The 20,911-nt window shown below is 61.0% G+C and carries 4 protein-coding genes; 2 read left to right on the top strand and 2 right to left on the bottom strand.

Annotated elements, in window-relative coordinates; genetic code table 11:
* Window positions 1-3,783: 3,783 nt before the first annotated feature.
* Entirely contained in the window at window positions 3,784-4,089 is a 306-nt protein-coding gene (locus tag ACNJYD_RS10625; protein WP_439366289.1) for a hypothetical protein, read from the bottom strand.
* 232 nt (window positions 4,090-4,321) lie between these two features.
* On the opposite strand from ACNJYD_RS10625, the gene ACNJYD_RS10620 reads away from it, so the two are divergent.
* Together ACNJYD_RS10620 and ACNJYD_RS10615 are read left to right on the top strand one after the other, a co-directional pair.
* Window positions 4,322-4,678 (top strand): tyrosine-type recombinase/integrase, encoded by a 357-nt coding sequence (locus tag ACNJYD_RS10620; RefSeq protein WP_439367457.1) that lies wholly within the window; start codon window positions 4,322-4,324, stop codon window positions 4,676-4,678.
* A 585-nt stretch (window positions 4,679-5,263) separates the two neighbouring features.
* Window positions 5,264-5,503, top strand: a complete 240-nt coding sequence (locus ACNJYD_RS10615; RefSeq protein ID WP_439366288.1) for a hypothetical protein — start codon at window positions 5,264-5,266, stop codon at window positions 5,501-5,503.
* Window positions 5,504-7,551: 2,048 nt separating this feature from the next.
* Here the strand turns inward: ACNJYD_RS10615 and ACNJYD_RS10610 are convergent.
* Window positions 7,552-20,703 (bottom strand): amino acid adenylation domain-containing protein, encoded by a 13,152-nt coding sequence (locus ACNJYD_RS10610; RefSeq protein WP_439366287.1) that lies wholly within the window; start codon window positions 20,701-20,703, stop codon window positions 7,552-7,554.
* Window positions 20,704-20,911: the final 208 nt, after the last annotated feature.

Here is a 20,911-nt window from a genome sequence, read left to right as displayed (position 1 = left end):
AGGCCGAGCTGTGTTGGGGTACCAGTTCTTCATTTTCCTGGCAGCGGCGATGCTCGTGGCCGTCACGCCCGGACCTGGCATCCTCTATATCGTCGCGCGAAACGCTTGCTGGCTGCAGGGGTGAAGGTTTGGCGTCGAGCTTCGGTCTAGGGTTTCGGTGGGCTTGTTCACTCACCGCCCTCGTCATGGCGAGCACGGACGCGTCAAAGCGGCCTGGCCTTATAATGCCAGCAATTACACCTACACCACCCAAGGCGCCATCGGTGGCACGTCATCCTATGGCAGCGTACCAAGCTTCACCAAGCTAGTCATCGGCGCGACCATGACGGGTGGGATTCCTCTCAATCGTTGGGATCGCCGTATCTAGTAGATGCGAACGCGACGCTACGCTGATGGACAATACCCGTTGAAGATCGTCGCCAACTTTGGTGCGCGTTGACGAACGGACCGGCCGACCTACAGGGAAAGATTCTCCAGCGTCTTTGCGATACCGCGGAGCCTTCCGATCGCCGCGTCAAGCTCTTCGATCAGATCTTGCCGGTTTTCTTCTTTTCTCGCGTTCATGGCCTTCAATTAAGCGCTGACCTCCTCGCAATGCCTGGACGGCGACCTGGGGGCCTGCTTCTGATGGTCCTGGGAGTTGTCTTAAGCTCGAGCCGCGTGCTGCGACGTCGTGTTGCGCCAAGTAGGCGACGGGCCTGCACCAGCGGCATAAAGGCCCCAGCCGCAGGGCTAATTCGTGGCTAGGACTAGTCTACTCGCATCCATCGCTGGCGGATGCTCCCTACTAAATCGGCGGCACACCTTCTTCGATTTAGCTTTCCGCTCGGATCGGCGGCCTTCTTCAACGCGCACGTGGTGTTGCTCGCAGCCGGTGGATGGTACCGCCTCCGATCTCGCAACCGCAGTTGACTTCAACAACGTCGAAGCAGCAGTTAGCCGGAGGGTTATGACAGCAAACCTGCCACATGCTCCTCGTCGCCGACGGCGCTAAGGACATTCAGTTGAAGAGCCGCCCAGCATCGGGATGATGTTTCGCGGGGAGCACCCGCGCGTTGAAGCTAACCCAAGGCCAGAGACAGATCTGAACCAACGCCCCGGACTGACCAACAAATACTTTGAACCTGTAATAAACTCCGCGTTTTGCAAGCTCACATCGATATTTGGAGAGACGCTCGGCCCGAAGCTCTCGGGCGAATGCTGATACGGCGCGATGCGGAGCTTAGTTGGGGCCGCCGGGCCGCCTGACTGGAGTTGCTCATGAGTACTGAGCGGAATCCCGACCCTGTGATCCTGTTGTTCGCGATTGCCGTGATCGTCGCCGCCTTAGCCGCATTCGTCACGACGTTTGAGCGGGTTGGGAGCACCACAGCTAGTGGCGAGGCTCCTCCTGTACCACGGGGTTGGGCAAGCCTCGGCCGCCTCTTGAGCGGCACCCGGCCAATCAGTAGGGAAGTAAGCCCCCATCCGAACCGACAAAAAGTGTCCATCGTTGTGCTGCTCATCAGACCCGCAACCTGGCTCAAGTCGACCGACTTTCGAATGAAGCTGAGCCGAAACCAAAGCGAAAGTGACCCGCAACGATACCCCTCTGGTGTCAATGGGTCCTTCCACGCTTTATCCTGGCCTTTTAGCTTGTATGATCCTACCTCCGGTTGCATACTCTTCCCGTTTTCGCCCGATATTGTTTCAATAGGTCATTGTTCGAGGCAGTAATGAGTAATCGGCGTCAGGTTTACAACTATTCGGCTATTCTGCGTCAACGGGTCGAGGGGCTTATCGCACTATTTGGGGAACTGCAGGCGCTCCGGCGACGCCTGCGAGCCGCTAACGCGAGAAGGATTGGTCGGCGTATCCAGAACGCCGCGCGGAGAAGAAGAGTTGTTCGGCGGTAACAGCTCCCGTTCAATGCAACGATCGCCCGTCCCCGCTTCGACATTGATACGAAGCCGGGTCAGGTCGCTTCACGAGCAGCTACCATCTGCAGCCACTGGCGGGAACACCGAAGCAAACTGTTTCCCGGCACTTTGACCAGTGCGCGATTCTTAATCTTCGCCGCGTGGGCTCTCAGACCTGCTCTCTGTACGAAGCAGACAGAACGGGGCGGGGAATGATTGTACGCGCGGCGGCCATTGTTGAGTTGCTGCTGATGCCCTGGGGTCCGAAGCCTTAGCTTCGCGTCACCACAGGCCCACAACTCGCATTATCTTGCAGCGAGGTCAGATATTACGTCGTATTCGGCACCGGTGGCCGAATGTACGCTCATAATCACGGCGCTACCGACGCACAGTTCGAGGGCGCGACGTTGCGGGGCCTCAAACGAAACTGCGGAAACCGACCGACCACGCCCTTATACCGCTTGAAGCCCTACATCGGCTCCCCAATGACATGATGTCTGCTGCTCACTCCGGAAGCTCGACCAAACGCCGAAAGGGCTCTGCTTTGCATGGAGCTGCGGATGGGACTTACGTTTAACCCAAGATCTCACGTCAGAAGCAAATGACTTCATCGCACCGCCAGATTTGACCCCCATGGCCGCCTAGGTCTGCGCGAAGGGTCATCCCGGCGGGGCGCGATACTGGGATTCTTCCATGTCCGGCTATTTGCGATTGTGCTTCGTCATCCTCGTTCTTTTTGAGACTTTTTAACGGCTTCTGCATCCGCCAATCCTCTTGCGGGACCTCTTCAATACTGCTGCACGCCAACCTGCACCGACCTCTCCGAGGCAACCGAAATGGGTGGGACCCGGGCAACTCGTCCCCGCTCCCGCGGCCAGCATTGGGCCTATCGGTGGAGGCACCGCAAGTGCCTCCTAACCGAGGGTACCGCGAAGGTGAAAAAGACCGTTCGGCGGCGCGTGGCCAAAGATAGCACCGCCAGTTTAAACGAGAGCGGGACCGCGCGGCCCAGGCAGAGCCGAATCCTTGATGCTGGCGCGGCGTTGCTGCGCTCCGCACCGGCCGAGCCTTCTCAGCCGCCTCACGCCAAGGTTAAGGTAGCTGATGCTGCGTCCGATCTTGTTCCGGACACCGCTGTCATGTCGGCCCCTATCTCTGCGCAGGCCCATCGGCCCACGCCCAGCCAAGTCGATGTTGAGCAACTTTTCGCGGCCGCGCCGGCAAACGATGTGACGACTTCGTCCGAACCTCCGAGCATGCCGATCGGCTTACGCTCGCGGAGGCTGATAACGAGGCGGCGAGCCGGACGGCAACTTGGTTTGGCGCACTGCTGATGATGCTGGGGGATGCTCTCCATCTTAAGCTCGAGCCGCTTCGCCACGCGGTGAGATTGCGATGCTGAAGCGCGCTACACTGGGCAGGATAACTGACGCGCCGTGTGACGAAAAGAGTCCAGGCGACGGTATAGGCAAGTGGCCACACGTACAAAGGTTCCGCGCGTCTGCGCTTACTTTAGGCGCTGCTTTACACGAACATTCGACTAGGATGACAGCTCCTTTGGGATGGGACTGTCATCATGCGGTACAGAGTGCTCGTGGTGGACAGCAGCAGGCGAGTGATATGCGCCGCGAAGCTCGACTGCGTCGTCGAGGAGGCTGCGAGATGTCGGGCCGAGCAAATGTATGGCGAGCACGACGTTGAGCTTTGGGAAGGGGATCGGCTCGTTGCCGTTTTCCCAAGTGCAACGTCGCATGAAGATCGAAGCGACCGCTTGTCGTGATTAGAGGGTCCGCCACACCGCCGAGTTTGCGCGTGTACTCAGTGCGCGGCCGAACAATGATGCCCGATTACAAAAAAAGCGATCCAACCAATCTCGCAATTGCGGTTAATGGACGTCTCGGTCCAACTCTCGCAACAACCGATGCAGGAAGTCGCTGGCGTGGTTGTATTGTGCGCAGCCATCCAGGATCTGATGAGCCAGTGGTGACATTATGTTGCCAACGACCTCAGGGCCAATCAGCTCGGTCCGTGACGACCACAACTCCAGCAGCCCGTCCGGGATGTGGTCGCTCGATCCAAATAGCTTCAGGAGCCGGGCTTCGGCGAGACCATTATGATCATGGTGTGCCTTGGCCGCATAAAAGGCGAACAAGCCACGAAAGGCGTCACGGGAAACGGAAGGCTTAGCCATCGCAATGTCCCCCACAGAATCCTTCAAATGAATTTGCTTAAGCCGGAGCTGAACGGAAGCTATTCCTTCGAAATCCTCACACGAAGAAGATTCTATAACGGACCGGGAAAAAGCGGCAAGCCTTTAATCCATGTTAGATACGACGGATTGAAACCCGGCTTTGTTCGTCTTGTACAAAGTTACCGTTGCTAGCGTACGGTTCACACTCAACGAGACGTCTGCTTTGAGGCGGATGGTGCTCTCGGCGGCTCCGCCGCAGTGTGGCGCTCAGCCGTCCGAGGCCGGCCGTCCCCGGCCCGTTCCCGCTTTCCGCCGGAATGGCACCCTAGACGACCATGACCATTCCAGCTCGCGCATAAGGCATGACGAAGGGAGGCCGACTCCAGCGCAGGGGCCGCTCTTCCTAAATCGGCGCGGTCAAAGGTTGCGGCCGCATCCATTCCGTCCCAAACTGCGAGCTTTTGCAGAGCAAGCGGGCGTCAAACGCGCTGTCACGCCCCACATGCTACGCCACAGAGCGGCCACCCTGCTGATTGAGAGCGGCGTCGATATCCGAATGGTTCAACGTCTTCGCGGACTTCGAGCATAGCAACAACAGAGATTTACACTCACGTTTCCGACGAAGCATTGCGACGAACGCTTGACGAGCAAACGCTATAGGTGCGCTTGCGGCGTGATCACCTTCCGCAGCAAGGTTGCCCAGTCGGGTATCGTTCATGGCGGGATAGTCTTCCCTGCCCGTTTGCGATGCCTCGCACCCCGCATGTGAATGCGTTGTTTGGGCTACCGGTTACAGCGCTCCTTGGGTGTCCTGAATGTGAGGCCGTGTAGGCGCGGCGAGTCCCAGGACGCGATCATGACGCATCGCATTTATGGTTTCTGGACGAGGCCACAAACTTCGCTACGCTCGCACCCCCGGGTGCAGGCCACGATGAGAACTGCCAGATTGCAGGCGTGGCGCACGCGCTTCTTTTGGAGCGATCTACCGAAATCGGTCCGCACAAACGTTTGTATGTATTGGACAGGCGCTTCCACCAGCTAAGTTGAAACGCCGAAAGAGGGCGCTGGCAGCGGAGAGGCTTCCAGGGTTTGGCGACTTGTTCGCCGTCGTTTGGGACAAGGCAATGGCTTCTTTCGACCTCTCGGGTCGGAGATCATCTTGATAGGCACTTCAATGAGTACTTTGATTCGCCTCCGCTACAACACAATGGCCGATGAAAGTCCGGGCGGCGAATGGAGATGGCGGGTGATCATGGAGAGAGATGGCGGATATGAGGAAGTTCTCGTAAAAGAGCTCTCTATCAACGTGCCTTCATTCTCCCAGGCAAACGAGATGCCTGTTGTTGGGCGCAAGTACCATATCGCTTGCCACGGCACACTCACGGTGAAAGACGGTCTCGGTACTATCAGGTGAGCGGAATGACGTCGCCCCGCTGGGGCTGAGCCGGCCTGGCTCGTCCTTACGCTCTAGACATCTGCCCTGGACTTAGACGGGCGACTGAAACGATGAGGCGCCAGGCGCCTGGTCCGGAAGGTCATTACCGCCTCCGCATGTTGAACCTGGCACACTTTTCCGCCCTACCGCACTACGGCAAACGGACCATGGCATCCCGCTCGCCGGAATGGTCCAGTAAGCGGAGAAAGGCTGAAATGAAGAGAATGTCTCTGATCGACATTTGTAACCTGTCCTTGTAGAGGACTGACACGAGCGTGACTTTCGCTCGCTGGTTATTGTACAGCATAACCGCGATACGTTTTCGCGTGCGACGCTCATTCGAGCCAACACGACTAATATCCAAGCATGCGCTTTTCGCCGAAAGGGCCGTGCGCAATTAACCCTCCATCAAGGCCACCTCCTCCGGGAAAATACGGGAGCTGCCTTCGATTTACAGTTTGCAACTTGCGCGATCACTCCGGCTTCGCTTGAATGTTCCCATGCAGGGCTGGACTGTGATCGTGCTTCTGGGCCTTACAGCCATTGGAGCCTATTCCGTTGGCCGTCACGACTGGCGACCCTCTACTTCCGCGCTTGCAACGGTAGCGCAGGTAACCAGCCCCCCAGCAAGTCCGCTCTCGCTGACAGCGGCGCCGGGCAGCCCTTCGCTGCCGCACGCTTCCAAGACTCCTCCGCCCAGCCCGAGTGGCGCCACCACAATACCCGAGACGCCGCAAGATCCCGCGCCACAGCAAGCCGACACAAAACGCAAGATCGAAGTTGCGCTGACCGCCGCGGCCATCGCCGCGATCCTGATTAAGGCCAGCCGGGATCAATATCACGCGACTGGCAGACCATGCGCATGCCCGGACGACACGATGCGGAATGGCCGTGCATGCGGCAGCAGAAGCGCCTATTCGCGGCCGGGTGGCGCGGCGCCCCTGTGCTACCCGGGTGATGTTACGACAGCAATGATTGACGAGCACCGAAAGAAGATAGCTCGATAGTCGATTGGGGGCGGAGTTGTTTCAATTCAGGGATTTTTCGTGTGGCCGACTGCGGGCCTTACCTCAGTGGCAGTTGCGGCGATGACATTAATGGAGCGAACGCATCTAGCTCTGTCGGGACGATCTTCGATGACTTGCAGCGCAAAGGCGTTATCGGAGGACCAAGCTAAGCAAGAGGCTTGCACCAGCTCGCCGAGTGTCGATCTCTGACATATGCAGCTCCCCGGACATTCACGATTACGCAATTCAAGCCGCATGGCTCTAATCGTCGACGCGAGCCGGTTCGACAGCCTGTTCGCAGGCGCGCTTCGACGAAGTCGAGGGTAGCATCCTCTTCGTCTATGCTAAAGAGGAGGACACAGCAGCACAGATAGAAGATGAATTCGCCCTGCACATTTGGATTATCGCTTCAAAGATACCGAAACGTAAGACCAGCATCGTGACAGTGTTGCCGAAGTAATTGGTTGATTGGAACGAACAGCCTAGCTCTCGCTCAAAGTATAGCCGGGAGCACTTAAGGCTACACGCGCACTGATGTGAAGCCCTAAGGGTACCCGTAAATTTCCCAAGTGCGCGCAAGCAGTCATGCTCGCAAATTGGTGCTGATTGGAGGGCCACACCATGAAGAAGTCAAAACCCAAGCAATGGGCCGAGCAGGAGGTCCGACAACTGGTCACGCTAGCTCGAAAGGGAGTTGGCGCAACCAAGATAGCTGCTGAACTGGGCCGCTACGCTGGCTCAGTGAGGCGAATGGCACGCGCGATAGGGATAGTGTTGAAGAAGTAGCCGTCCGAATGCGCGGGAAAAGGATGATTTAGCTGATACACTAGACCTCCGGTTAGGCCGTCATAAAATGATACTTGCATACCATGCTGGACTGCGAAGCTAAGCCGAGCTACGTGGTCCATAGTTCTGCGGCCGTAATTTGCGATCTTTGGCATCTACTTCAGATGCCGCATCGGCAATTTGGGGCTCGAGACTAAACTTCGAACCTGAGCCTTCGGAGAACATTCTTTGACTCTATTCAACAGTCCCGATCAAGGCCGTTGAAATGGCTTGAGCCAGAACTTGGCGGTTTTCGGGACTGGCCACCATTGTCACGTGGTTGCCTGGAACAGGTACCGCATGAATGGCCCCCGCATTTACGACCATGTCCCAGCCAAGCTTTGGTAAGTTTGCACCGCGATTAGTTTGTTTGTCAGGCGGTGCCCAACAACCGAGAGGCTCAGTGGCATTAAACTGATATATTTCAATCGGGAGCGACGGAATGCGATACGATCGTAGCGCTTGGTAAAATTTCGCTGCCCTTCGATACATCGAAACGTCACTGTGGAGATCGTGACCTGCAGGTAACGCTCCTATTTGCTGGGCCTTTTCAAGCAACTCAGAGATGGAACATTGTTCCGTGTCGCGTTCCAAAACTTCGCGATATTCATCGCGCAAGATTCCACAACGATCCAAAACAAATTCTCGCGCCAAATTCTTCAGTGAAGCGTTTGAATAAGCCGCAGGTAGACTAACATCGATGAACGCCATGAATGACACCGCTTCATCAATACTCAGTAACCGCTCGGCAATTGCATAAGCCAGGATTGCACCTGACGAGTATCCAGCAAAGCGGTATGGGCCACGTGGCTGGATCCTTTTAATCGCAATAATCAGCTGCGCGGCCATCGCCTCAAGGGTTGGCGGACAAACATCATCGAAAGGGGGCCATGGCAGAGCGTAGACCGAGCAGTCTGCGTCCATTTGCGCAGCCAGAGAGAGGACATACGAACAATCTCCAAAACCTGTGGGGACGAAGAAGAGCGGTGGCTGGGATCCAGTCACACGAACGGAAATCACCCCGGAGTTACTGGGCTGCACCTCCAAACGAACCCTCGATGCAAGCTCCTTCAGAATAGGGGCTCGGAAGAGGTCGTTGGCGCTAAAACTCAGCCCAAGATTTAGCGCTCGACTGAGCAGCTGCACGGCCAGGAGCGAGTGGCCGCCCAGTTCGAAGAAGTGGTCGTTGCGCCCGATGCGCTCGACACCAAGGAGCTCGGCCCAGATCCGCGCCAGCGCCGTCTCGACCGCACCTTGCGGCGATTCATAGGCCGCCAGCGCATAGGCCTGATCGGCCGGCGGCGGCAGCGCGTTCCGATCGAGCTTGCCGTTGACCGTCAGCGGAAGCGCCGCCAGCTGCACGAACGCGCTCGGCACCATGTAGTCCGGCAGCCGCGCACTTAAGTGCGCGCGCAACGCGCCCGCAAGCCCCCCTCCATCGCCCTCGCCCGAGCCGGCCTCGGGCGCGCAGACCACATAGGCGATTAGATGCTTGTCGCCGCCGCCGTTCTGGCGCGCCACCACCACCGCCTCGCGCACCCAGGCGTGCTCGCAAAGCCGCGCGACGATCTCGCCCGGCTCAATGCGGTAGCCGCGGATCTTCACCTGGTCGTCGTTACGGCCCAGGAACTCAAGATTGCCGTCGGGCAGATAACGTGCAAGGTCGCCGGTCCGGTACAGCCGATCGCCCTCGACAAAGGGACTGGCGATGAACCGCTCGGCGGTCAGCTCAGGGCGGTTCAGGTAGCCACGTGCCACCCCCGCCCCGCCAATGTAAAGCTCGCCCACCGCACCGAACGGCACCGGCGCGCCATGGCCATCCAGCAGGTACACCCGCGTGTTCGCAATTGGGCGCCCGATCGGGACCACCGCACCCTTGAAATCAGCCGGGCAAGTCCAGAACGTCGCGCAGACTGTCGCCTCGGTCGGGCCATAAGCGTTGACAATTGATGCTGGGGTCAGACTTCGAATGAGTTCGGGCTTGGGCAGCTCTCCAGCAAGAATGAGAACTTGCGCTGCCAAACCTTCTAGATCCTTGCTTGTCTGAAGCAACGCGGGTGGTAATGTCGCGTGGGTGATGGCCTCGCTTCGGAGATAATCCGATAGCTTGTTACTCGCTTGCCGGATCGCTTCCGCAGGCAAGTGCAAAGAGGCTCCGGAGCCAAACGCCATAACAAGCTCCCAAGCGCTTGCATCAAAAGCAATGGAGGCGAACTGCAGGACTCGGCTGTTGAAAGAAGCGCCAAAGAGGCCAACCTGAGCCGACAGCAGATTGACCAACCCCCGATGCTCGACCATGACCCCCTTTGGGGTTCCGGTTGATCCTGAAGTGTAGATCACATAAGCGAGATGGCCCGATGTGAGGCCAAGCGTCCGCCGGTCAGGGTCCGAAGCCGGCCGTTCGGCCCAGGCTGTGGCCGTATCCAGATCAATGACCGTCACATTGGTCAGCACCTCGGGACGGAGTGCTGCGCGACCAGCGAGATCGCAAAGCAGCAGCCGCGGCGCGGCATCGTCAACAACCTGCTGCAGCCGCTCGCTGGGATAGGCTGGGTCGAGCGGCAAATAGGCACCGCCCGCCTTGAGGATCGCCAAGATACCAACCACCATCGCCACGCTGCGTTCAAGACAGATCGCCACCGGCTGGTCCGGCGTGACCCCGAGCTCGATCAGATGATGCGCCAGCCGGTTGGCCCGCGCGTTGAGCTCGCCATAGCTCAGCCGCTCGTTCTCGCAGACCAGCGCCACCGCCTCCGGCGCCTTGTGCACCTGCGCCTCGAACAGCTCATGGACGCACAGCTCCGATGGGTAGGCCTTCGCCGTCCGGTTCAGGTCCTCCAGCAGATAGGTGCGCTCCTCGGCCGGCAAGATGTCGAGCTCGCGTACCGGCGTGTCCGGGGCATGCTCCAGCGCCTTTGCCAGTTGCTCGAGCACCCGCTGCATGTAGCCGCAGATCCGATCCGCCGAGATGGGCTCCGCCACCTGCACAGTGAGGCCCAGCGCCTCGCCAAAATCCTCTACCGACAGGGTCAGCGGATAGTTGGTGCGTTCCTCCCCAGACAACCATTTCATACCCGACAAGACATCATCCGCCCCGGAGCCGGGCACAACCGGCGCCTTGTTGTGACGATAGTTCAACAACGTGCTGAACAGTGGCGCCGACGCCGCAACGGCGCTGCAGCGTTGAGCCAGCGCCAACGAGGCATGCTCATGTGCCAGCAGCTCGGCCAGCCGGGCGTGCGTCGTCCGCACGCTCGCCTCGACGGCGGTCTGATCAAGATCAAGTCGCAACGGCAGGGTGTTGATGAACAGCCCCATGGCGCGGTCGGCGCCCGCGCTGCCCTGCAGGCGGCCCAACAGCACCGTGCCGAACACCACCTGCTCGCGGCCGCTGCTGCGCGCCACCACCTGCCCCCACGCCAGATGGCACAGGCTCGCCAGACTCACGCCCAGCCGGCGGGCCTGTTCCACCAGCCGCGTACGGAGCGCTGGCGGCAGCATGCGATGCGCCTCACAAACCCCACCGCCGTCGCCTCGCACTTCCCTCAACTCGAAGGGCGTGGTCGGTTCGTCGATGTCGGCCAGCAGCTCCCGGAAGAAGGCTTCATCCGCCTTGGCATCACCGCGTAGATGTGCCTGCGCCACCAGATTGCGGAATGGCTGCGGCGCCGGCAGTTCATGCTCGCGCCCCTCCAGCTCGGCCCGGACCTCGGCATGCATCACGTCCCGCGTGGTGTGATCCCCGATCAGATGATGCTGCAGCTCCAGCAGCAGCCAGCGCGTGCTGCCGGGCTCGGGCGCGATCACAAACCGCAGCAGTGGCGCCCGGCCAAGGTCGATGCGGTGCCGGCGGGGATCAAACCGCGCCCTGAGCTGCTCGGCGCCAGCGCCATGACCGCCATCGAGCTGGACTTCGATCACCTCCAGTCGCGCTTCCCGCCACACCACCTGGGCCGGCCGCGACAACCCCTCCCAGACGAAGGAGGTACGCAGGATGTCATGCCGATCCACCACCCGCTGGACCGCGGCAAGATAGCGCTCGAGCAGCCCACGCTCGGCAAACGCCATCTGCGACACCAAAAGGTATGGATCGCCCTTTGCCGCTAACAAATGATGGAACAGGATGCCGTCCTGCAGCGGCGACAGGCCGTAAATGTCCTGGATGTTGCAAACCCCGCCGGGTACCGTGGCGATGATCCGGTCGATCTCATCCTGCGCCAGCTCGATCAGGGGCAACATCTCCGGCGTTATCGCCGCACTCCGCTCGGTGATCAGATTGCCCGGGACTGCTACTTCGTGATGGCGGCGCAGGCTTGCGGCCAGATCCGCCAGCACCGGCTTGACGAACAAGGTGCGCACCTCGATGCCCAGTGAGCGCCGCCGCAGACGCTCCATCATCTGCACCGCCAAGAGCGAGTGCCCACCCAGTTCGAAGAAGTTGTCGTGCCGTCCGACCTGCTCCAGCCCCAGCAGGTCGGCCCAGATCTGCGCCAGCACCGTCTCCATCTCGCCCTGTGGCGGCGCGTAGGTCCGGCGCGCATACGCCTCGTCGCCCGGGGTCGGCAGCGCTTTTCGATCGAGCTTGCCGTTCGGAGTCAGCGGAAGCGCCGCCAGCCGCACGAACGCGCTCGGCACCACGTAGTCCGGAAGCCCCGCACTCACATGCGCCCGCAAACCGCCGGCGAAATCAGATTCCTCAGCTTCTGCGGCAACGACATACGCAACGAGGCGCTGCTCGCCGCGACCATCCTCGCGCGCCACCACCACTGCCTCGCGCACCCAGGCGTGCTCGCAAAGCCGAGCGACGATCTCACCCGGCTCGATGCGGAAGCCGCGGATCTTCACCTGCTCGTCGTTGCGCCCTAAAAACTCCAGATTGCCGTCCGGTAGGTAGCGTGCCAGATCGCCGGTCCGGTACAGCCGGTCGCCGTCCACAAAGGGACTGGGGATGAACCGCTGGGTTGTCAGCTCAGGGCGGTTCAGGTAGCCACGTGCCACCCCCGCCCCACCAATGTAAAGCTCGCCCACCGCACCGAACGGCACCAGCGCGCCACAACCATCCAGCAAATAGATCCGCGTGTTCGCAATAGGGCGGCCAATCGGGACAATGGCCTCATTAAACTCAGCCGGGCAATTCCAGGCTGTAACGTCGATCGCAGCCTCAGTCGGACCGTATAGATTGTGCAGGCCCGTCCAGGGCAATACGCGCCGAACCCTATGCGCACTGGCGGCAGGGAGCGCCTCGCCGCTGCATAAAACTCGCCGCAGCGACGTGCAGCGTTCAACACTCTTCGCATCCATAAAGCTGACCAGCATGGATGGCACGAAGTGAACCGTCGTGATGCCCAGGCTGACGATCAAGTCGACCAATGCATCGGGATCTCTATGCGCACCAGGCGGGGCCAGTACAAGGGTTGCTCCTTCAAGTAAGGTCCAAAAGAACTCCCAGGCCGAGACATCGAAGCTAAATGGCGTCTTCTGCAACACGACATCAGTTGCCTTGAGACCATAGGCCTTTTGCATCCAAGTCAGGCGATTGACGATAGCCCGATGCTCATTCTGTGCCCCTTTGGGCGTGCCTGTGGATCCCGAGGTGTAGATCACATAGGCGAGATTGCGGGAGGTCAGGCTGAGAGCGCGCGGGTCAAGATCGGCTTCCGGCAGGCTGGTCCAGGCCGGCGCCGCAGCATCGAGTTCTACCACGCTCACATCGGCCGGCACATGCGCGCCCAAGGCTGCACGGCCGGCCACATCGGTCAGCAGCAGGCGGGGCACCGCATCGTTGAGCACCTGGCGCAGCCGCGCCGATGGATAGGCAGGGTCCAGCGGCACATACGCCCCGCCAGCCTTCAGGATCGCCAAGAGCCCCACCACCATCATCGGACTGCGCTCGACGCAGATCGCGACCGGCTGGTCAGGCCTGACCCCGAGGGCGATCAGGTGATGCGCCAGGCGGTTGGCCCGCGCATTGAGCTCGCCATAGCTCAGCCGCTCATCTTCGCAGATCACCGCCACCGCATCCGGCGTCTTCTGTACCTGCGCCTCGAACAGCTCGTGAATGCAGCGCTGCGCAGGATACGGGGCCGCCGTCCGGTTCAGCTCCTCCAGCAGATAGGTCCGCTCGGCGATTGGCAGCAGCTCAATCCGGCGAACCTCTTGCTGTGCATCGGCAGCCATCGCCCGCAGCAGCGCCATCAGGTAACCACGCTGCCGCTCGATTGTCGCCTGATCAAACAGCGCCGTGGTATAAGCCAGCGTTCCGGCGATCTCCTCGCCATGCTCGCCAAGGCTCAGCTCCAGATCGAACTTAGCCTGATCAATCTCCTCCCCGGCAGCTTCCACACTCAGCCCCGGCAGGTCCAATGACCCAACCGCATTGTTCTCCCAGGCCAGCATCACCTGCAACAACGGCGTGTGATCAAGAGCCCGGGGTGGCTGCACGATCTCCACCACCTGCTCGAACGGCAGGTCCTGATGCTCCTGCGCAGCCAGCACCGTGCGCCGCGTCCGCTCCAGAAGCTCCGACACGCTCGGTTCGCCCGATAGGTCCAGCCGAAGCGCCAGGGTGTTGACGAAGAAGCCGATCAGCTCTTCGATCTCACGGTGCCCCCGATTGGCGCTCGGCACGCCAATCACAAGATCGTCCTGCCCCGACAGACGCGACAGCACCGCCGCCCAGGCCGCCAGCACCGTCATGAACAACGTCGTACCATGCTGCAGGCTCAGCCGCTTCAGCTCCCGCGTCAGATCCGCATCGATGAGGATCGGGACCGCCGCCGCGGCAAACGACTGCTGGGCAGGCCGCGCATGGTCCGTCGGCAAAACCAGACGGGCCGTGCCTGCAAGGGCCTTGCGCCAATACTGCGCCTGCTTCTGCAGCCGCTCCCCCGAGAGCCATTGGCGTTGCCAGGCGGCGTAATCCGGATACTGGATCGCAAGCGGCGGCAGAGGATCGTCCTGCCCAGCCTCGAATGCCCGGTAAAGCTGGCTAAGTTCACCTAACAGCAAGCCCATCGACCAGCCGTCCGAGACGATGTGATGCTGGGTCAGCAGGAAGACGTGCTCCTCGTCGGCGATGCGGATCAGCCGACCGCGGATCAGCGGACCGCGCGCAAGATCGAACGGCGTGCGCCCCTCTTCATGGCACAGATCCAAAAGTGCCGCTTCCGCATCCGATCTCTCCCGCAGATCTTGCTCAAGTATCGGCAGCCCCGCATCCGGCGGCAGAACCTCAACCCGAGGCTTGCCCTGCGTCGCGACAAAGACACTGCGCAGCGCCTCGTGACGCGCAAACAGACGGTCAAGGCTGCGCTGCCAAGCCCTGCGGTCGAGGAGCCCGCGCAGTCGCAAGGCTAGCGGAATGTGATAGTTGGTGCTGCCTTCGTGAAGCTGCGCCAAAAACCATAGCCGCTGCTGCGCAAACGACAGCACAAGCGGCTCATGCCGCGACACGGTTGCAATCGACGGCAGCTGTTGCGGACCGGAGCGGCCCAACAGCTCCACGATGCTGGCCGCCAGGTCAGCCAGCACTGGCCTTGCGAACAGCGTCGACAGCGGCAGTTCGACCCCAACCGCCTGTGACAGCCGGCTTGTCATCTGCACGGCCAGGAGCGAGTGGCCGCCCAGTTCGAAGAAGTGGTCGTTGCGCCCGATGCGCTCGACACCAAGGAGCTCGGCCCAGATCCGCGCCAGCGCCGTCTCGACCGCACCTTGCGGCGATTCATAGGCCGCCAGCGCATAGGCCTGATCGGCCGGCGGCGGCAGCGCGTTCCGATCGAGCTTGCCGTTGACCGTCAGCGGAAGCGCCGCCAGCTGCACGAACGCGCTCGGCACCATGTAGTCCGGCAGCCGCGCACTTAAGTGCGCGCGCAACGCGCCCGCAAGCCCCCCTCCATCGCCCTCGCCCGAGCCGGCCTCGGGCGCGCAGACCACATAGGCGATTAGATGCTTGTCGCCGCCGCCGTTCTGGCGCGCCACCACCACCGCCTCGCGCACCCAGGCGTGCTCGCAAAGCCGCGCGACGATCTCGCCCGGCTCAATGCGGTAGCCGCGGATCTTCACCTGGTCGTCGTTACGGCCCAGGAACTCAAGATTGCCGTCGGGCAGATAACGTGCAAGGTCGCCGGTCCGGTACAGCCGATCGCCCTCGACAAAGGGACTGGCGATGAACCGCTCGGCGGTCAGCTCAGGGCGGTTCAGGTAGCCACGTGCCACCCCCGCCCCGCCAATGTAAAGCTCCCCCACCGCACCGAACGGCACCGGCGCGCCATGGCCATCCAGCAGGTACACCCGCGTGTTCGTAATTGGGCGCCCGATCGGGACCACCGCACCCTTGAAATCAGCCGGGCAAGTCCAGAACGTTGCGAAGGTGGTCGTCTCGGTCGGGCCGTAGCAGTGAATGAGACGTACGGGGCCCTTTTCTTTTAGCAATCTCAGAAACGAGGCAAGATCGCTGCGCTCACCCCCACAGAGGAGGTGCTTCAATTGCGCCAACGTCGGAGCGATCGATGATGTATATTGATTGAATAATGCTGTTGTTAGAAACAGTGACGTCACCTGGTGCTGTTCAAGCGCCCGGGTAAAACTGGGAGTATCCCTGACGGTGGCGGCATGCATGGCAACAATGCAACCACCATTAAGCAGCGGTGCCCATACTTCGAATGTGCTTGCGTCGAAGGCGGGATTGCCAGCCCATGCCACCCGATCTCCTGCATTGATCTTCACATACCCACTGTTGATCACGAGCCGGTTGACGGCACGATGAGGAACAACAACTCCTTTGGGAAGCCCCGTGGAGCCCGAGGTGTACATGACGTAAGCGGCACTTTCAGGGCTTAACGCCAACCCAGGATCGGAACTAGATCCCGCTCCAGCTATGAGCGGCTCAGTAGCCAGACCAAGTATCCTCGCCTCAACCAGACCATCCCCGCAGAGTACCAAGCGTGCAGCACAATCGGCCATCAGCGATTCTTGTCGCGCCGACGGAAGAGCGCGATCGATCGGTACATACACGCCGCCCGCCTTTAGAATAGCCAGCTGCGCCACCAGAAGAGCGACGGAGCGGTCCAGCACCGTGGCAATGCGATTCCCAGGCCTGACCCCGAGGGCGATCAGGTGATGCGCCAGGCGGTTGGCCCGCGCATTGAGCTCGCCATAGCTCAGCCGCTCATCTTCGCAGATCACCGCCACCACATCCGGCGTCTTCTGTACCTGCGCCTCGAACAGCTCGTGAATGCAGCGCTGCGCAGGATACGGGGCCGCCGTCCGGTTCAGCTCCTCCAGCAGATACGTCCGCTCGGCGATTGGCAGCAGCTCAATCCGGCGGACCTCTTGCTGTGAATCGGCAGCCATCGCCCGCAGCAGCGCCATCAGATAACCACGCTGCCGCTCGATCGTCGCCTGATCAAACAGCGCCGTGGTATAAGCCAGCGTTCCGGCGATCTCCTCGCCATGCTCGCCAAGGCTCAGCTCCAGATCGAATTCGACTTGATCAATCTGCTCGCCGGCAGCTTCCACACTCAGTCCCGGCAGGTCCAATGACCCAACCGCATTGTTCTCCCAGACCAGCATCACCTGCAACAACGGCGTGTGATCAAGAGCCCGGGGTGGCTGCACGATCTCCACCACCTGCTCGAACGGCAGGTCCTGATGCTCCTGCGCAGCCAGCACCGTGCGCCGCGTCCGCTCCAGAAGCTCCGACACGCTCGGTTCGCCCGATAAGTCCAGCCGAAGCGCCAGGGTGTTGACGAAGAAGCCGATCAGCTCTTCGATCTCACGGTGCCCCCGATTGGCGCTCGGCACGCCAATCACAAGATCGTCCTGCCCCGACAGACGCGACAGCACCGCCGCCCAGGCCGCCAGCACCGTCATGAACAACGTCGTACCATGCTGCAGGCTCAGCCGCTTCAGCTCCCGCGTCAGATCCGCATCGATGAGGATCGGGACCGCCGCCGCGGCAAACGACTGCTGGGCAGGCCGCGCATGGTCCGTCGGCAAAACCAGACGGGCCGTGCCTGCAAGGGCCTTGCGCCAATACTGCGCCTGCTTCTGCAGCCGCTCCCCCGAGAGCCATTGGCGTTGCCAGGCGGCGTAATCCGGATACTGGATCGCAAGCGGCGGCAGAGGATCGTCCTGCCCAGCCTCGAATGCCCGGTAAAGCTGGCTAAGTTCACCTAACAGCAAGCCCATCGACCAGCCGTCCGAGACGATGTGATGCTGGGTCAGCAGGAAGACGTGCTCCTCGTCGGCGATGCGGATCAGCCGACCGCGGATCAGCGGACCGCGCGCAAGATCGAACGGCGTGCGCCCCTCTTCATGGCACAGATCCAAAAGTGCCGCTTCCGCATCCGATCTCTCCCGCAGATCTTGCTCAAGTATCGGCAGCCCCGCATCCGGCGGCAGAACCTCAACCCGAGGCTTGCCCTGCGTCGCGACAAAGACACTGCGCAGCGCCTCGTGACGCGCAAACAGACGGTCAAGGCTGCGCTGCCAAGCCCTGCGGTCGAGGAGCCCGCGCAGTCGCAAGGCTAGCGGAATGTGATAGTTGGTGCTGCCTTCGTGAAGCTGCGCCAAAAACCATAGCCGCTGCTGCGCAAACGACAGCACAAGCGGCTCATGCCGCGACACGGTTGCAATCGACGGCAGCTGTTGCGGACCGGAGCGGCCCAACAGCTCCACGATGCTGGCCGCCAGGTCAGCCAGCACTGGCCTTGCGAACAGCGTCGACAGCGGCAGTTCGACCCCAACCGCCTGTGACAGCCGGCTTGTCATCTGCACGGCCAGGAGCGAGTGGCCGCCCAGTTCGAAGAAGTGGTCGTTGCGCCCGATGCGCTCGACACCAAGGAGCTCGGCCCAGATCCGCGCCAGCGCCGTCTCGACCGCACCTTGCGGCGATTCATAGGCCGCCAGCGCATAGGCCTGATCGGCCGGCGGCGGCAGCGCGTTCCGATCGAGCTTGCCGTTGACCGTCAGCGGAAGCGCCGCCAGCTGCACGAACGCGCTCGGCACCATGTAGTCCGGCAGCCGCGCACTTAAGTGCGCGCGCAACGCGCCCGCAAGCCCCCCTCCATCGCCCTCGCCCGAGCCGGCCTCGGGCGCGCAGACCACATAGGCGATTAGATGCTTGTCGCCGCCGCCGTTCTGGCGCGCCACCACCACCGCCTCGCGCACCCAGGCGTGCTCGCAAAGCCGCGCGACGATCTCGCCCGGCTCAATGCGGTAGCCGCGGATCTTCACCTGGTCGTCGTTACGGCCCAGGAACTCAAGATTGCCGTCGGGCAGATAACGTGCAAGGTCGCCGGTCCGGTACAGCCGATCGCCCTCGACAAAGGGACTGGCGATGAACCGCTCGGCGGTCAGCTCAGGGCGGTTCAGGTAGCCACGTGCCACCCCCGCCCCGCCAATGTAAAGCTCCCCCACCGCACCGAACGGCACCGGCGCGCCATGGCCATCCAGCAGGTACACCCGCGTGTTCGTAATTGGGCGCCCGACGTGAGGCATCTCGGGCCAACATGACGGATCAGCTGCAAGGTGGTGCTCGGAAATGACGCTGATTTCCGTGGACCCATATTGATTGATCAATCTCGCGTTGGGGTGTGCTTCGAAGAACGCTCTCAGCAGTGGAGTGGCCTGCAATCGCTCGCCGGCTGTATAAAGCTCTCTCAAAGAAGGCAGCTGCACGCGCTGCGCGATCCAGACTTCCGCAAAATGGTTCAATGCGACGAATGGAAGGAAAAGCCGCTCGATCGCCTCCCGCTCTACAAATTCCAGCAGGTCGGAGAAGTGCCTCCGGGTCTCTTCCCGCAGGAGCACAAGCACTCCGCCGTCCTTCCAACAGATGAACAATTCCTGGCAGGACACATCGAAGTTCAGGGTCGCGAATTGAAGTGTGCGCAGTTTTGACGTGCTAATCCCCTCAAGCGAATTCACAAGCGCGCCGTGGGACATTTCCACGCCCTTTGGGATTCCCGTTGAGCCGGAGGTATAGATCACATAGGCAAGATGACGCGATGTGAGGCCAAGTGTGGCGCGGTCCGGGTTCGAAGGCGGCCGCTCGGTCCAGGCCGGGATCGCCCTCTCCAGATCGACCACGGTCACATCGGCCACGGCCTCGGCGCCCAATGCGGTTCGACCGACGACATCACACAGCAGCAGTTTCGGTTCTGCATCGTCAACGATCTGCCGCAGCCGCGCTGACGGATAAGCGGGATCCAGTGGCAAATAGGCACCTCCGGCCTTCAGGATCGCCAACAGACCGACCACCATCGCTAGGCTGCGTTCCACGCAGATCGCCACCGGCTGGTCAGGCTTGACTCCGAGCTCGATCAGGTGATGCGCCAGCCGGTTGGCCCGCGCATTCAGCTCGCCATAGCTCAGTCTCTCCTTATCATGGACCACCGCCACCGCTTCCGGTGCCTTTTGCACCTGCACCTCGAATAGCTCATGGATGCATCGTTCAAACGAACAAGGCGCCGCCGTCCGATTCAAAGCCTCAAGTAGATAGGTGCGTTCGTCGGTTGGCAGAATGTCGATTCGGCCGACAGACTGCCCCACATTGGCTATCACGCCGCCTAACAAGGCTTGCAAATGCTGCGTCATGCGGTCGATCTGCTTCGGCGCCAATCGAGCGGCATCAAAATGCCAGCGGAAGCTCCCATCGAGAGCGCGAACCTCAAAAGTCAGCAAATCGCCGCATAAGGCTTGGCCGGCTTTGTGGCTCGTCGTCAGATCGTCAGCAACGGAACCGCTCTCTGTCGTGATTGCAATGCCAATCGGCCAAGGCTGGCGCGACCGTAACGCCTCCACCCATCTCAATGTTGGGCACCGCGCGATGAGATCCCGGGCAAAGCTAGCGTGCGTCCTCAGCTGAGCGACTTCGGCCGCTACGGTTTTGCGCAATTCTTCAAAATCATGAGCAAGCTCAACGCAAACATCCATCGGCACGACGGAGGCGATCAACATCTGGGCGAGCTTGGAGCCAGTTTGCAATCCATCACATACAGGCTTCCATCCCAGTTGCAGTTGTTTCTCTCCCGTGATCCGAGCGAGATAGATCAGCCAAGCCGTTACCAAATAATCCGAGCGATCATGTGCGGATAGTTTGGCCAAGGTGCTCAGGCTGGACCACGAACTCGACTGCCATCGTGAAGGCGCTGCAGCCACGAACGATGACAGGAAAGGAAATTGTAATCTTCTAAACTGCCCGAGCCGCTGCCGCCAAAACGCCTCCATAGGCACTAGGAATTCATGTGCGGCAATTATGCTCTGCACCTGTTCATCGCTCGCGATAGGAAGGCGACTACCTTGCTCCACATTGAAGCGCCTGGCCAGGGCTCGCGCGTCTAGCATCTGCCCCTCGGGTTCGCCAAAGCAAACCTCTACATCCTCTGTACCCGTCGCTACACGCCAATGCTCGGCATCGACTTCAACCAGGGAGCCTGCCGGAAGGCCCGAGCTCCGAGACAATATCTCCAGGTGTCTGACTGCGACGGCCTGATCGCCTAAGAGAACCTTGGGCAGAGACATTGGATTCGGATCATAGGGCCCAACGTCTAGG

This window comes from Bradyrhizobium sp. SPXBL-02, from assembly GCF_051853065.1.
In the GTDB taxonomy this organism is placed as follows: Bacteria; Pseudomonadota; Alphaproteobacteria; order Rhizobiales; family Xanthobacteraceae; genus Bradyrhizobium.
This window is presented reverse-complemented; position numbering and strand designations above follow the sequence as displayed.